At 61.6% G+C, this 14157-nt stretch carries 19 protein-coding genes; 5 read left to right on the forward strand and 14 right to left on the reverse strand.

Annotation, left to right across the window (positions count from 1 at the left end; translation table 11 throughout):
• Positions 1-83: 83 nt before the first annotated feature.
• On the forward strand, positions 84-1292 hold the full coding sequence (locus tag LY631_RS02480; protein ID WP_274423524.1) for a penicillin-binding protein activator: 1209 nt from the start codon (positions 84-86) through the stop codon (positions 1290-1292).
• Between the two features lie 92 nt (positions 1293-1384).
• Here the strand turns inward: LY631_RS02480 and hemW are convergent, their stop codons facing one another.
• The 4 genes from hemW to rph are packed head-to-tail and all read right to left on the reverse strand — an operon-like array spanning position 1385 to position 4328.
• Positions 1385-2536 (reverse strand): radical SAM family heme chaperone HemW, encoded by a 1152-nt coding sequence (gene hemW / locus LY631_RS02485; protein WP_445082822.1) that lies wholly within the window; start codon positions 2534-2536, stop codon positions 1385-1387.
• A gap of 8 nt (positions 2537-2544) precedes the next feature.
• Positions 2545-3192, reverse strand: a complete 648-nt coding sequence (gene rdgB / locus LY631_RS02490; protein ID WP_274423526.1) for an RdgB/HAM1 family non-canonical purine NTP pyrophosphatase — start codon at positions 3190-3192, stop codon at positions 2545-2547.
• Positions 3189-3602, reverse strand: coding sequence for a VOC family protein (locus LY631_RS02495; protein ID WP_274423527.1), 414 nt, complete (start codon positions 3600-3602; stop codon positions 3189-3191). The genes rdgB and LY631_RS02495 overlap by 4 nt, the downstream gene beginning before the upstream one ends.
• Before the next feature lie 9 nt (positions 3603-3611).
• Positions 3612-4328: a ribonuclease PH gene (rph, locus tag LY631_RS02500; RefSeq protein ID WP_274423528.1), complete on the reverse strand. Its 717-nt coding sequence runs from the start codon at positions 4326-4328 to the stop codon at positions 3612-3614.
• Between the two features lie 157 nt (positions 4329-4485).
• Between rph and hrcA the strand changes: the two genes are divergently transcribed.
• The 3 genes from hrcA (at position 4486) to grpE (ending at position 6612) form a co-directional block, all read left to right on the forward strand.
• On the forward strand, positions 4486-5556 hold the full coding sequence (gene hrcA, locus LY631_RS02505) for a heat-inducible transcriptional repressor HrcA (RefSeq protein WP_274423529.1): 1071 nt from the start codon (positions 4486-4488) through the stop codon (positions 5554-5556).
• A 14-nt stretch (positions 5557-5570) separates the two neighbouring features.
• Positions 5571-5876 carry a putative quinol monooxygenase gene (locus LY631_RS02510; protein ID WP_274423530.1) on the forward strand — a complete coding sequence of 102 codons (306 nt, stop codon included), beginning with the start codon at positions 5571-5573 and terminating at the stop codon, positions 5874-5876.
• A gap of 79 nt (positions 5877-5955) precedes the next feature.
• Positions 5956-6612: a nucleotide exchange factor GrpE gene (gene grpE, locus LY631_RS02515; RefSeq protein WP_274423531.1), complete on the forward strand. Its 657-nt coding sequence runs from the start codon at positions 5956-5958 to the stop codon at positions 6610-6612.
• Positions 6613-6707: 95 nt separating this feature from the next.
• Here the strand turns inward: grpE and LY631_RS02520 are convergent, their stop codons facing one another.
• Positions 6708-6965 (reverse strand): DUF1150 family protein, encoded by a 258-nt coding sequence (locus tag LY631_RS02520; protein ID WP_274423532.1) that lies wholly within the window; start codon positions 6963-6965, stop codon positions 6708-6710.
• Between the two features lie 71 nt (positions 6966-7036).
• Positions 7037-7462 (reverse strand): Hsp20 family protein, encoded by a 426-nt coding sequence (locus tag LY631_RS02525; RefSeq protein WP_274423533.1) that lies wholly within the window; start codon positions 7460-7462, stop codon positions 7037-7039.
• 110 nt (positions 7463-7572) lie between these two features.
• Here LY631_RS02525 and LY631_RS02530 point away from each other — a divergent pair, with 110 nt between their 5' ends.
• Complete coding sequence (locus tag LY631_RS02530; RefSeq protein WP_274423534.1) at positions 7573-8514, forward strand: nucleoside hydrolase; 942 nt, start codon at positions 7573-7575, stop codon at positions 8512-8514.
• An 87-nt stretch (positions 8515-8601) separates the two neighbouring features.
• On the opposite strand, the gene bfr is transcribed toward LY631_RS02530, so the two are convergent.
• From bfr to LY631_RS02570, 8 genes are all read right to left on the reverse strand, one after another.
• Positions 8602-9087, reverse strand: coding sequence for a bacterioferritin (gene bfr, locus LY631_RS02535; protein ID WP_274423535.1), 486 nt, complete (start codon positions 9085-9087; stop codon positions 8602-8604).
• Entirely contained in the window at positions 9053-9364 is a 312-nt protein-coding gene (locus LY631_RS02540; RefSeq protein ID WP_274423536.1) for a (2Fe-2S)-binding protein, read from the reverse strand. Before LY631_RS02540 ends, bfr begins: the two co-directional genes overlap by 35 nt.
• 269 nt (positions 9365-9633) lie before the next feature.
• Complete coding sequence (locus LY631_RS02545; protein WP_274423537.1) at positions 9634-10254, reverse strand: DapH/DapD/GlmU-related protein; 621 nt, start codon at positions 10252-10254, stop codon at positions 9634-9636.
• Positions 10251-10958, reverse strand: a complete 708-nt coding sequence (gene phnL, locus LY631_RS02550) for a phosphonate C-P lyase system protein PhnL (protein WP_274423538.1) — start codon at positions 10956-10958, stop codon at positions 10251-10253. Before phnL ends, LY631_RS02545 begins: the two co-directional genes overlap by 4 nt.
• Positions 10959-10960: 2 nt before the next feature.
• Positions 10961-11737 carry a phosphonate C-P lyase system protein PhnK gene (gene phnK, locus LY631_RS02555; protein WP_274423539.1) on the reverse strand — a complete coding sequence of 259 codons (777 nt, stop codon included), beginning with the start codon at positions 11735-11737 and terminating at the stop codon, positions 10961-10963.
• Positions 11734-12639 (reverse strand): alpha-D-ribose 1-methylphosphonate 5-phosphate C-P-lyase PhnJ, encoded by a 906-nt coding sequence (locus tag LY631_RS02560; protein ID WP_274423540.1) that lies wholly within the window; start codon positions 12637-12639, stop codon positions 11734-11736. The genes phnK and LY631_RS02560 overlap by 4 nt, the downstream gene beginning before the upstream one ends.
• A complete protein-coding gene (fosX, locus tag LY631_RS02565) occupies positions 12636-13055 on the reverse strand; it encodes a FosX/FosE/FosI family fosfomycin resistance hydrolase (RefSeq protein WP_274423541.1) in 420 nt (139 codons plus the stop codon). Before fosX ends, LY631_RS02560 begins: the two co-directional genes overlap by 4 nt.
• Entirely contained in the window at positions 13052-14155 is a 1104-nt protein-coding gene (locus tag LY631_RS02570; protein WP_274423542.1) for a carbon-phosphorus lyase complex subunit PhnI, read from the reverse strand. Before LY631_RS02570 ends, fosX begins: the two co-directional genes overlap by 4 nt.
• Between the last annotated feature and the right edge of the window lie 2 nt (positions 14156-14157).

Raw genomic sequence — 14157 nt, forward strand, 5'->3', positions numbered from 1 at the left:
TCGCGTAGTCTGCGCAACCTCTTTGACATGCTGGCCTGCCGGTTGCAAAAGTGCCGCCGGGCTTGGTGAGAGGAAAAAGCAGAGTGGCACATTTTTCAAACGTACTGAAAGCACGCGCAGGCATGCTGTTGATTGTCGCCGCCGGATTCCTCCTTTCCGCCTGCGGTACACCGAGCGTGCCGAACGGCTTGCCGTCCATGCAGCCGGCCCAGCCTTCAGCAACTCTGCCTGAAGGCCAAGTCGAGGGCGAGACGCTGGGGATCGGGAACACCCGGGTTGCGATGCTGCTGCCGCTCTCGGCCGAGGGGAATGGCGGGAAAATAGCCGCTGAGCTGAGGAACGCTGCCCGGATGGCGCTTGATGACAGCGGAAACGACGCCTTGCAGATCGTGGTGAAGGATACGGGCGGAACGGAGGCCGGGGCCAGGGCTGCTGCCGAGAGTGCGTCCCGGGAAGGAGCAACTCTGGTCATCGGCCCGGTCTTTGCTCCGAATGTGCGGGCCGCCTCCGCAGTTCTTACGCCGAACCGCACGCCGGTGGTGGCCTTCTCTTCCGACCGCACCGTGGCAGGCCCCGATACCTATCTCAATTCATTCCTGCCGGAAGGTCTGGTCCGGCGGATCCTTAACCATGCCGCCTCTCATGGCCTTGGCGACGTCGTGGCCATCGTGCCGAACAATCCCGCAGGAGAGCTTGCCGAGAACGAAGCGCGCGCGACCCTGCGGCAGACCGGGGGCAATCTGGTTGCCGTTGGCCGGTATGATTACGAAAACGCCTCTGTGCAAGCGGCTGTCCAGGACATCGCCATGGCTGTCGATGAAGCGGATGCCATCTTCATACCCGACGGCGGCAACAGCCCGCGGGTGATCGTCGCCGCCCTTCGTGGACTCGGGGTTGATCTTTCCGGAAAGCAGCTTTTGGGAACGGGCCAGTGGGCAAGCGCGGACCTTTCCGATCCGGCATTGCAAGGGGGATGGTTCGCCGATGTCGGCCACGCCCGTATGAATCTCTACAAGGCGCGTTATGAAGAGCGGTTCGGAACAGAGCCTTCCGTTACCTCCGCGCTCGGTTATGACACGGCCCTTCTGGCGACCACACTGACCCAAAATGGCGGGGCGGCTGCTTTCACGGCGTCCAGGCTGCAAAATCCCGCCGGCTTTTCCGGCTACACCGGCACATTCCGTTTCAGGCCGGACGGCACGAGCGAACGCGGCTATGCGGTCTATGAGATCCGGGATGGCGCGGCGGAGCTTATAAGCCCCGCACCGGCGAGTTTCGGCGCAACAGGCTGAAGCGGTGAGATCGTATTGAACGCGCTCCGAGGCGGAATGATGCCAAGGTGTCACTGCCGGAGCAGACGCTCCAAACACACGCTTTTCCGGGTTTACCGCGCCAGGTCCGCCACCACCGCATCCAGCACCACCATGCCGGCGGGGGTGGCGCGCAGCCGCGAATTGCCGACCGGCTCTACGAAGCCTTCATCACGCAGAACGCCGATCCGCGCCGGCGCGAGCGGGCGGCCGGCAAGCGCCTCATAGCGTTGCAGATCGATGCCTTCGGTCAGCCTTAGTCCCATCAGCAGAAGCTCGTCGGCTTCTTCCACGCTGGTCAGCGTCTCGCCGCCCGAAACACCGTGGCCGTCGCGCTCCACCAGCTCCAGCCATTTCTCCGGATATTTCTCCGTGAACGTGACGACCCGATGGCCTTCCTCGATGAAGCGGCCATGTGCGCCCGGCCCGACGCCGATATATTCACCATAGCGCCAGTAGACGAGATTGTGGCGGCTTTCGGCTCCCGGCTTTGCGTGATTGGAAATCTCATAGGCCGGCAATCCGTGCGATGCCGTCACCTCCTGCGTGGCGTGGTAGAGATCGGCGGCCAAATCCACGTCCGGCACGTTCAATCGGCCCATCTGGTGAAGCGCGAAGAAGGGTGTGCCCTCCTCGATGGTGAGCTGATAGAGCGACAGGTGATCGGCCGCATAGCCGATGGCCTGCTCCAGCTCCGCCTTCCACGCTTCCACCGACTGCTCGGGTCGCGCGTAGATGAGGTCGAATGAAAGACGCGGGAAGGTCTCGCGGGCAAGCGTGATCGCGTGCAGTGCCTCGTCGACCGAATGGAGCCGGCCGAGAAGGCGCAGGTCTTTTTCGTTAAGCGCCTGGACCCCTAGCGAAACACGGTTAACGCCAGCCCGCCGATAGCCGCGGAAGCGCTCTGCCTCGACCGAGGACGGATTGGCCTCCAGCGTTATTTCGGCATCCTCCGCCAGGGCCCATTTCTCTGCGATGGCATCGAGAATCCCGGCAACGGTTCCTGGCTCCATCAAGGAGGGTGTACCGCCACCCAGGAAGATACTGGAAACGGTACGTGGGCCCGTGCGCGCCCGCATGGTATCGAGTTCTCGCGCAAAGGCCGCGGCAAAACGCGGCTGGTCAATCGGCTGGTGGCGCACATGGCTGTTGAAGTCGCAGTAGGGGCACTTCGCCGCACAAAAGGGCCAATGGACATAGACGCCGAAACCGGGAGACCCGTTCATGCTTGCATTCATGAAGCCCCCAGGCGGGCCTGCGCGAACTTCTTGAAGGCGCGGGCGCGGTGCGAGAGCGCATGTTCATCGCCCGGCTTCCAGCCGTGCTTCTCCTCTGCCGTCATCTCACCGAAGGTACGCTCATAGCCTTCGGGCTGGAATACCGGATCGTAGCCGAAGCCCAGATCGCCGCGTGGCGGCCAGACGAGATGCCCCTCGACCTCGCCGCGGTAATACTCCGTCTCTCCGTCCGGAAAGCACAGACAGATGACGCAGACGAAGCGGGCGCGGCGCTGCTCGGGCCCCTCAGCGCCCTTTTCTCGCAGCAGGTTTTCCGTCTTCTCCATGGCCATGTAAAAATCGCGACTGCCGTCGGGAAGCGTTGCCCAATCGGCGGTGTAGACGCCCGGGGCGCCGTTCAGCGCGTCGGCGCACATGCCCGAATCGTCGGACAGCGCGGGCAGGCCCGTCGCCCTGGCGGCCGCGAATGCTTTGATATAGGCATTCTGCTCGAACTCCGTGCCGGTTTCCTCGGGCTCCGGCAACTCGAGGTCCGCCGCTGAACGCACGTCGTAGCCGAATGGCTTCAAAAGATCCGAGAATTCACGCAGCTTGCCCGCGTTGTGACTTGCGAGGACGAACTTCCTGTTTTCGATCTGCTTCAATCAAGCCCCCAGATGCGTGGTTCGGCGAACTCGAGCGAGTTGCCGAACGGATCCCGAAAATAAATGGAACGTCCGCCCTTGGGCCACTCGAAATCGGCCTCAATCTTAATGTTGTGTGTCTGCAGCCGGGTTTTCCACATCTCGATGTCCTCGGCGCTGGCGGAGAAGCACAAGTGCCCGTCGCCGCGCGCGCCGTGAGGCGGTACCGGCAGGCGGGCGTCCGGGCCGGGCGGAACTTCGGTTGCATCCGGGTTGAACAGGAGCAGGACCGCATTGCCGCATCGGAAGAAGACGTGACGCCCGTCTACCTTCGAGATGTGTTCGAGCCCGAGCACCTCGCCGTAAAAGCGTTCGGCCTCTTCGAGATCGCTGACGTAAAGTGCCGCTTCCAGTATGGCCGCTGGCTGCATCGCTTCGTCCTATGCCACGGTCATCTTTTGCAGTTCGACAAGACGGCCGATTCCCTTCTTGGCAAGGTCCAGCAATTGCTGGAACGCTTCTTCCGAGAAGGGTTCACCTTCAGCCGTGCCCTGGACTTCCACGATGCCGCCCTTGCCGGTCATCACGAAATTGCTGTCCGCTTCGGCCGCCGAGTCCTCGGCATAATCGAGATCGAGGACAGGCGTTCCCTCGTAAAGTCCGCAGGATATGGCCGCGACATGGTCCTTGAGCACCCGGTCCAAGGAAATCATGTGCCGCGCCTGCATCCAGGTGAGGCAATCGTGCAGTGCGACGAACCCGCCGGTGATTGCAGCAGTGCGGGTGCCGCCGTCGGCCTGCAGCACGTCGCAGTCCACGGTGATCTGCATTTCGCCGAGCGCCTGGAGGTCGACAACTGCGCGCAGACTGCGCCCGATCAACCGCTGGATTTCCAGTGTCCGCCCGCCCTGCTTACCGGAGGAGGCCTCGCGGCGCATGCGATCGCCCGTGGAACGCGGCAGCATGCCGTATTCGGCCGTCACCCAGCCTTTGCCGGAATTGCGCAGCCATCCCGGAACCCTTTCCTCCAGGCTCGCCGTGCACAGCACATGGGTATCGCCGAATTTCACCAGGCAGGAGCCTTCGGCGTGTTTCGAAACCCCGCGCTCGAAGCTGATGGCGCGCATTTCGTCCGGCTGCCGTTTCGAGGGTCGCATTGTGTTCGCGTCTCCGGGTCATTTGCGTGGATTGAGCTGTGCGCGGCTTGTAGCTTTTCTGAACCCGTCGACGCAAAGGAAAAACCGTGGGCACGGAAACGACAAGCGCAGTTGTGTTTAACACGCTCTCTCTTATATTTTGTATGAGGGTAAACCAATGACCAAACCAGTTCTGGACCAGACATTTCGATCTCTCGATGCACGGGCGCGCGACATTTTCCGCCTGCTCGTCGAATCATATCTGCAGGGCGGCGAGCCCGTCGGCTCGCGTAGTCTCTCGCGGCTTCTGCCCACGCAGCTTTCGCCTGCCACCGTGCGAAACGTCATGAGCGATCTGGAGCATCTGGGCCTGGTTTATGCGCCGCACATCTCGGCGGGGCGCCTCCCAACCCAGCAGGGCCTGCGTTTCTTTGTCGACGCATTCATGGAGATCGGTGATCTTTCCGAGGAAGAGCGGAATATCATTGAGTCGCAGATAAAGGCATCCGGGAAGGGGCAGTCGCTCGAGCACTTTCTCACTGAGGCGAGCCAGATGCTCTCCGGATTGTCGCGCGGCGCGGGTGTTGTACTGGCGGCCAAGACCGAGGCGCCGCTAAAGCATATTGAATTCGTGCAGCTCGAGCCGCAGAAGGCGCTTGCCATCCTCGTCATGCAGAACGGTGATGTGGAGAACCGCGTTCTCGACCTGCCGGCGGGCGTGACCACATCGCAGCTCACCGAGGCCTCGAACTACCTGAACGCCCATATACGCGGGCGTACGCTCGCCGAGGCGCGGGCCGAACTCGCCCGTCTCAAGAAGGAAACGCGGGCCGCCCTCGATACGCTCTCGCAGTCTCTGGTCGAGCAGGGTCTGGCAGTGTGGGTGGAATCGGAAAGCGACCTGCCCGCCCGGCTGATCGTGCGCGGCCGCGCCAACCTGCTGGAGAATGTGACGGCAGAGGCCGATCTGGACCTCCTACGCCATCTGTTCGAGGATCTGGAGACCAAGGAAGGGCTCATCCAGCTTTTGGAGCTGGCCGAGGAAGGACCGGGCGTGCGCATTTTCATCGGCTCGGAGAACAAGCTTTTCTCGCTGTCGGGCTCTTCTCTGGTGGTCGCGCCCTATCGCGATCAGGACTCGCGCGTGGTCGGGGCACTCGGGATTATTGGCCCGACACGGCTCAACTACGCCCGTATCGTGCCGATGGTCGACTACACAGCACAACTCGTCGGTCGCATGGTGAGATAGATCAGGAGGATTTGATGTTCGGACTGATCGGCAAGATGCGCGCCCAGCCTGGCCAGCGGGATGCACTGGCAAAGCTTATGCTTTCGGCCAGCGAGGCGATGCCCGGGTGTCTCAGCTATATCATCGCGAAGGATGAAAGCGATCTCGATGCGCTTTGGATCACGGAAACCTGGGAGGACGAGCAAAGCCACAAGGCCTCCTTGTCCCTGCCGCAGGTTCAGGAGGCAATCGGGAAGGCGCGGCCGCTGATTGCCGGGTTCGACTCGCAAACGCGTACCGTTCCTATAGGTGGTATCGGCCTGCCGGAAACCGGCCGTTGAATCGGTCTACCCCTTGATTTTGCGCCGCCAAACCTCGATATCCCGCTCGAGAAATCGCAACCGGACAGACGGATAGGCAATGAGTAGGAATCAAAAGGACGACCCCGCGCAAAACGAAGAACAGCCCGTTGAAAACGGTGCAGCCGAGGCGACTTCGAACGAGGAGGAAGCTGCCGAGGAAAGCGTGTCCGAAGAGGACGTCCTTGTCCGCCTGGCGAAGGAAAACGACGAGCTGAAAGAGCGCGCGATGCGCTTGGCTGCTGAGATGGAAAATCTGCGCAAGCGCACACAGCGCGATGTGGCCGATGCCCGCAACTTCGGAATTTCCAGCTTCGCACGCGAAATGCTGACGGTTTCGGACAATCTCCAACGGGCGCTGGAAGCCGTTTCGCAGGAAGCGCGTGATCAGGCAAATCCGACGTTGAAAGCGTTGATCGAGGGTGTCGAGATGACCGAGCGTGCCATGTTATCGGCGCTGGAACGCCACGGCGTGAAAAAGATCGAGCCGCATGGCGAGCGTTTCGACCCGCATTTCCATCAGGCCATGTTCGAGGTGCCGAATGAGGAAGTTCCGGCCAATACCGTCGTTCAGGTGGTGCAGACGGGTTATGTGATTGGAGAGCGCGTGTTGCGGCCGGCCATGGTCGGTGTCTCCAAGGGTGGACCCAAACCCGAATCCGCACCTTCGCAGGCCGAAACCGGTACGGACGAGGGTGCGAGCGACCGGTCCGAATAAACTATCCCGGTTCTGACGTCAGAAATACAAGGAGCCGCCCTTTGGCGGCTCCATTTTTCGTTTGAAACTCAGAAATCTCTGCCGAGCCGGTGGTCCTAATGCAGGCTGACGGGCTCGAGATCGTTCTGATAGGCACCGGCCAGCGCGGCCTCGCGGCCATCGGCGAGCAGGATCGGCTGCCCGTTGGCGGCAAAAAGCGCCCAAAGCTTGGTTCCCGGTTCCATGTCCGGTACGCCTGGGAACTTGCCCTGCAGTTCCTCGGCGTCCATCTCGCGCATATAGGCAACCGCACCTTCGCCCAAATGGGCAAGCTGCTGCTGGGTTACTGGATGTTTCATTTGGTTCTCAGTCATATCAGCCTCCTATCCGCGGGCCGTCCATTAGACCAACCCGTCCGAGAGCCTCGGGGTTCCGGTAAAACGCATCAGTCCTTCACCGAAATGTTAATCTTCTTGACCAGCCGTTCCGGCTCGGGCCTGTCGAGATCGACAGACAGAAGCCCGTTCTTGAGCTCCGCGCCAGTGACACGCATGCCGTCGGCGAGCACGAAAACGCGCTGGAATTGCCGTGACGCAATTCCGCGATGCAGATAATCCCGGTCCGCGTCGTCGTTCTGGCGGCCCTTGATGACAAGCTGGTTTTCCTCGGTCGTTACCTCGAGGTCTTCTTCGGCGAACCCGGCTACCGCCAGCGTGATGCGGAGCCTCTCGCCCTTGCGTTCTTCCGGTCTGAAGCGTTCAATATTGTATGGAGGATAGCTGTCGCCCGATTTGGCGACCCGTTCAAGCGTCTTCTCCATACTGTCGAACCCCAACAGAAGCGGGTTCGAGAATGGCGTCATGCGCGTCATGTTCCTGTCCTCAAAGAGCGACGTGGACAAGCAAAAACCCGGTTGGCGTTTTTGCCGATGGCCCTGATATGGTTGATCATAATAAGGAGTTCAAGAAGGGCTTATAATCCGTGGGCAAAACACGAAAAATTGTAATAGACACCGATCCCGGCCAAGACGACGCGGTGGCTATCCTGCTGGCGTTGGCGAGCCCGGAACTCGATGTATTGGGCATTACGGCCGTAGCCGGTAATGTCCCGCTGCCGCTTACGGAACTGAACGCCCGCAAGATCTGCGAGTTGGCCGGACGACCCGATATCCGCGTCTTCGCCGGTGCCAGCCGACCCATGGTGCGCGATCTGGTCACCGCCGAACACGTGCACGGGAAAACGGGGTTGGACGGGCCCGACCTACCGGAACCCGAAATGATGCTCATGGGCGAGCATGCGGTCGATTTCATCATTGACACTCTCATGAAGCATGATGAGGGCGAGGTAACGCTTTGCACGCTCGGCCCGCTCACCAATGTCGCCCTCGCCCTGGTTCGCGAACCGAAGATCGCGCCGCGGGTTCGGGAGATCGTCATGATGGGCGGCGGCTTCTTCGAAGGCGGCAACGTCACGCCGACGGCCGAATTCAACATCTATGTGGACCCGCATGCCGCTGATGTCGTCTTTCGCTCTGGCGTACCGATCGTCATGATGCCTCTGGACGTGACGCACAAGGCGCTGACGACCGCCGATCGAATCGCCGGCTTCCGTAATCTCGGCACGCGCGTGGCTCTGGCGACGGCCAAGATGCTCGAGTATTTCGAGCGCTTCGATGAGGAAAAATACGGCATTGACGGCGGCCCGCTGCACGATCCCTGCGTCATCGCCTATCTGCTCGAACCACACCTTTTTAGCGGCCGCGAATGCAATGTAAGTGTTGAGACGGCCTCGGAACTGACCATGGGCATGACGGTGATCGACTGGTGGCGCGTGACGGAGAAGCCGAAAAATGCGCTGGTCATGCGCGAAATCGATCACGACCGCTTTTTCGAATTGCTGGTCGAGCGCATCGCTGCGCTCTGAGACACCGCGCGGTTGATTTTCAATCGTCCCTTTAGGCAGGGCCCCGCCGCATGAAACGGCAGGGTCGGGCTTGAGGCGAACTGCGCTTTACTCTTCCTTTTCGGCGGAGCGCGCGTTCAGAAGACCGTATTTCTCCGCGCCGATCTCTTCGAGAAGCTGCAGCTGCGTCTCGAGGAAGTCGATATGGCCCTCCTCGTCGGCCAGCAGTTCCTCGAACAGCTTCATCGTGACGTAATCACCAAGCTGCTGACAGATTTCGCGGGATTCCTTGTAGGAAGTGCGGGCCTCGTACTCCCCGGCCAGATCGGCCTCGAGCGCTTCCTTGACATTCTGCCCGATGCGCAGCGGAGCGACCGTCTGCAGGTTTGGATGGCCTTCCAGGAAGATGATGCGCTCGACCAGCTTGTCGGCGTGATGCATCTCCTCGATGGATTCGGCGCGCTCCTTTTCGGCGAGCCGGGTATAGCCCCAGTCCTCCAGTAGCCGATAGTGAAGCCAGTATTGATTGACAGCGCCAAGCTCGAGGAAGAGAGCCTCGTTAAGCCGCTCGATGACCTTTGTTTCGCCTTTCAATGAACCTGCTCCCGAATTTTTCGCGCAAGGCGCGCACACGATCCAGATGTGTCACGATGTCAGCATCGTGATTATCCGACTGGCTGTGATAATCTTCCGTTACCCGGATAATCGTTTCCACCACATTTGGAAAGCAGCCGCAACACCGGCCGCGTTTTGCCATCGCGTGATAAACCTTTGCAGGCACGATGAGTTGCCACGGATCCGCGTCGAGCATCTCGACGATGGCCGCCTCGATTTCCTTCTGGGTGATGAGGTTACAGTGGCAAACGAGCATGATTTCCCACGCTGGTTACGGGAGCAAGGCCAAAATCCGCGCTCCTTGAGCCATGTATTCCGTCGTGAAAGCCCGTCAAGACGCGATGCGAAAGGCGAAAGCATCGTGATCCGTCCCGGGCGTTCTTCCAATGGAATGGGTTCAAGGCCCAGACATCAAGGAACGCATCCTTCGGACACCGTCATAAAAACGCCCCTGCACCGTTCATGTCAACATAAACATGAGCGGAGAACTCATGCTTGAGCGCAGGCGGCCAAAATGTCGCAGCCTCACGCCTCCTCGTATTTCTCCAGGAAGGCGTCCGCCGAGAGAAAACGGAAATCATCGAGGGCGGCGCGAAGCTGCCGGTGGTCCCAATCCCACCAAGCGAGCGCCTGGAAGCGTTCCGCTAAGTTACGATCGAAGCGTTGGCGGATCGGCCGTGCCGGCACACCGCCGACGATCGTGTAGGGCGCAACATCGCGCGAAACGACAGCGCCCGCACCGACCACCGCCCCATCGCCCACGGTCACGCCGGGCAGGATCGTCGACCCGTGGCCAAGCCAGGTGTCGTGGCCGATACGGACGGCATTCTCGCGCCGCCAGTCGAAGAATTCTTCCTCGTGCTCGGCATCGTCCCAGTAATCGGAGGCGCGGTAGGTGAAGTGGTGAAGCGTTGCGCGCCAGGTCGGATGATTGGTCGCGTTGATGCGAACGGCGGCGGCGATATTGGAGAACTTGCCGATTTCCGCGCACCAGACGCTGCAATCCTGAACCATGTAGGAGTAATCGCCCAGTGTGGCCTCGTGAACCCGGCTTCGCGCGCCGATCTCCGTATAGCGGCCGAGTGTCGAATTGGTGATCTCGGCCGTCGGATCGATGAAGGGTTCTTCGGAAAGCTGCTTCGTCATGCGGCGTCCCTCCGTGGGGCGAACCCGGTGACGTCGATGATCGTGTCCGCAACAGCCTCACGCACCTCCTGGTCATGGAAAATTCCGAGAAGAGCCGTACCCTCCTGCTTTTTCTCCGCAATCATGTCGACCACGACGCGGGCGTTGACCTTGTCGAGGGAAGCGGTGGGTTCGTCGAGAAGCAGGATAGGGTGGGCGGTGATGAACCCGCGCGCGACGTTCACGCGCTGCTGCTCACCGCCGGAGAAGGTGGCCGGCGGAAGGGACCAGAGCCGCTCAGGCAGGTTGAGGCGGGAAAGCAGCGCCGCGGAACGCTCGCGCGCGGTTTCGGGCGTCTCGCCTGCCGCGAGAAGCGGCTCGGCAACGACATCGAGGGCCGACACCCGGGGGACTACGCGCAGGAATTGGCTGACATAGCCGATTGTCTCACGCCGCACCGCCATCACCGTGCGCGGGTCCGCCGCCACGAGATCGACCAGTTCACCGCGATGGCTGACGATGATCTGGCCGCCATCGGCGCAGTAATTGCCGTAGACCATCTTCAGGATCGAGCTTTTGCCAACCCCTGAAGGGCCGCCGAGTACCGCGCATTCGCCCGCGCGGACGGCAAAAGCGACGTCCTCCACGATGCTCAACCTGATGCCGCCTTGGAGGTGCATCGTGAAGGACTTGGTAAGTTCGGAAACAACGAGTGGGGTGGCCATGTTCACACCTGCAGGATCGAGGAAACGAGAAGCTGCGTGTAGGGCGCCTGCGGATCGTCCAGCACGCGGTCTGTAAGGCCGGTTTCCACGACGTAGCCTTCCTTCATCACCATAATGCGGTGGGAAAGCAGGCGGGCGACCGCGAGGTCGTGCGTAACCACGAGAGCGGCCAGGCCCATATCCTGTACGAGACCGCGCAGGAGGTCGAGCAGTCGGGCCTGCACGGAGACGTCGAGGCCTCCGGTCGGCTCGTCCATGAAGACGAGGCGCGGCCCGGTGACGAGATTACGGGCAATCTGCAGGCGTTGGCGCATGCCGCCGGAAAAGGCGCGCGGCTGGTCGTCCACGCGGTCTTCGGCGATCTCCACGCGCCCCAGCCAGTCCGTGGCGCTGGCGCGTATGTTGCCATAGTGGCGCTCGCCCAGCGCCATCAGCCGCTCGCCGACATTGGCGCCCGCCGAGACCGTCATGCGCAGGCCGTCAGCCGGGTTCTGGTGCACGAAGCCCCAGTCGGTGCGCATCAGGAAACGGCGTTCGGCCTCGCTCATTCGATAAAGATCGCGGAAGGTGCCGTCGCGCATGCGATAGGAAACCACGCCGGAAGTGGGAAGCAGGCGCGTGGACAGGCAGTTGAGCAGGGTGGTTTTCCCCGAGCCGGACTCACCCACCACCGCCAGCACTTCACCCGGCCAGAGGTCAAAGCTTACATCGGCGCAGCCAATGCGGTTTCCGTAGAACTTCGAAAGCGACCGGGCGCTGAGAAGGGCTTCTTCGGTCATTGGTTCGCCTCCACGGTCTTTCCGGCCTCTGAATCCATCCTCGGCCCTTTATGACCTTCGGCCTGGCGTTTTTCGCAATGATCCGTATCGGAGCAGACGAACATGTGCCCGCCCCGGTCATCCAGGATCACCTCGTCCAGATAGATGCCGGTGCCGCCGCACAGGGCGCAGGGTTCGCTGAACTTCTGCACCTCGAAAGGATGGTCCTCGAAATCCAGGCTTTCAACGCGCGTGAAGGGCGGGATCGCATAGATGCGCTTCTCGCGCCCGGCACCGAAAAGCTGGAGTGCCGGCGACATGTGCATTTTCGGATTGTCGAATTTCGGCGTGGGCGAAGGGTCCATCACGTACCGGCCCTCGACCTTCACCGGATAGGCATAGGTGGTGGCGATGTGGCCGTGCTGCGCAATGTCCTCATAGAGCTTGACGTGCATCAGCCCGTACTCCTCCAGCGCATGCATCTTGCGCGTTTCCGTCTCCCGCGGTTCGAGAAAGCGCAGCGGCTCCGGAATCGGAACCTGATAGACGAGCACCTGCCCCGCCCTGAGCGGCTCTTCGGGGATGCGATGTCGGGTCTGGATGATGGTGGCCTTGCCGGTTTCGGTGGTCACCGCAACATTGGCGACCTTCTGGAAGAAAGCGCGGATCGAGACAGCGTTGGTGGTGTCGTCTGCGCCCTGGTCGATCACCTTCAAGACGTCGTCCGGCCCGATCACGGAAGCGGTCACCTGCACGCCGCCCGTACCCCAGCCATAGGGCATCGGCATTTCGCGGCTGGCAAACGGCACCTGATACCCGGGAATGGCGATGCCCTTAAGGATCGCCCGGCGGATCATGCGCTTGGTCTGCTCGTCCAGATAGGCGAAATTGTATTGGGCGATATTGTCAGCGGGCGCGTTCATTGCGCGGCCTCCTTGCCTTTGCCGTAACGTGCCAGCCGCTCGGCCAGCGTGCCGGTGTGAAGTTCGAACAGGTGGTTGTCGTGGTCGTAGAAGTAGATGGAGCGGCCCTCTCCCTCCACGCGCGGCCGGGGCGGTCGCATATCGAGGCCGAGCGACTCGATGCGCTGGACATGGAGGTCGAAATCGGCCTCATCGATCTTGAAGGCGATGTGATTATAGGTCCGCACCGGCAGTGCCTCGCCTTCCATGACGGCGACCCAGATGTCGCCGATCAGGAAGAACTTCTCGCGGCTGACGGAGAAAGTATCATCCTCGCTGGAATAGACCTCGCGCGCGCCGAAAACGCCGCTGAGGATTTCGCTCATTCGATCGAGGTCGCGCACGATGAACGTCATGTGAGAGAGGCCCTCGATCATTCCGCCGCCTCCTTGCGCTCGGCTGCATTCCGCCGTTCTTCGAATTCGCGCCGCATCTGTCGTACGAGACCGAGTTCCGCCTGGAAGTCGACGTAGTGCGGTAGTTTCAGGTGCTCGACGAAGCCGGTGGCCTGCACGTTGTCCGAATGGGAGATGACGAATTCCTCGTCTTGAGCGGGGGCGGTGATGTCTTCGCCAAGCTCTTCGGCCCGTAGTGCCCGGTCACAAAGCGCCATGGCCATTGCCTTGCGCTCGGACTGGCCGAAAACGAGGCCATAGCCGCGCGTGAACTGGGGCGGCGCCTTTTTCGAGCCCTTGAACTGGTTGACCATCTGACATTCGGTGACCCGGATGCGCCCGAGCGGCACGGGAAAATCGAGTTCTGGCACGTCGATTTCCACCTCGACCTCGCCGATGCGGATTTCACCGGCGAAGGGATGGCTGCGCGCATAGCCGCGCTGGGTGGAATAGCCGAGCGCCAGCAGAAAGCCCTCGTCGCCCCGTGACAGCGCCTGCAGGCGCGCATCGCGGCCCATGGGAAACTCCGGCGGCGTGCGGGTGATGTCGGTCGGCTCTTCGCCTTCGGAAAGGACCTCGTCTTCTTCCATCAGACCTTCATGGGCGAGGATCTCGTTGACGCGTGGCATGGGCTGGTCTTCCGGCGCGCGCGTCGCGGGATCTTCCGCCTGGTCGTCGCCTGCGAGCTCCGGATCGAGAAGCCGGTGCGTGTAATCGAAAGTAGGGCCGAGGAGCTGGCCGCCCGGAAGGTCCTTGTAGGTGGCGGATATGCGCCGCTCCACCAGCATGTCCGCTGTATCGACGGGTCGGGAATGGCCGAAGCGGGGCAGGGTGGTGCGATAGGCGCGCAACAGGAAAATCGCCTCGATCATGTCGCCGCGTGCCTGTTTAACCGCCAGTGCCGCAAGCCCCGGATCGTAAAGCGAGCCTTCGGCCATGACGCGGTCCACGGCCAGCGCAAGCTGCTCCGTGATCTGATCGAGAGTGATTGCGGGAACGGAGCGATCGCCCCGGCGCCGGTCGGCCAGAAGGCGATGAGCGTTGCTGATGGCGGCCTCACCGCCTTTGACGGCAACATACATGG

The sequence above is a fragment of the Chelativorans sp. YIM 93263 genome (assembly GCF_028767125.1).
GTDB lineage: Bacteria > Pseudomonadota > Alphaproteobacteria > Rhizobiales > Rhizobiaceae > Chelativorans.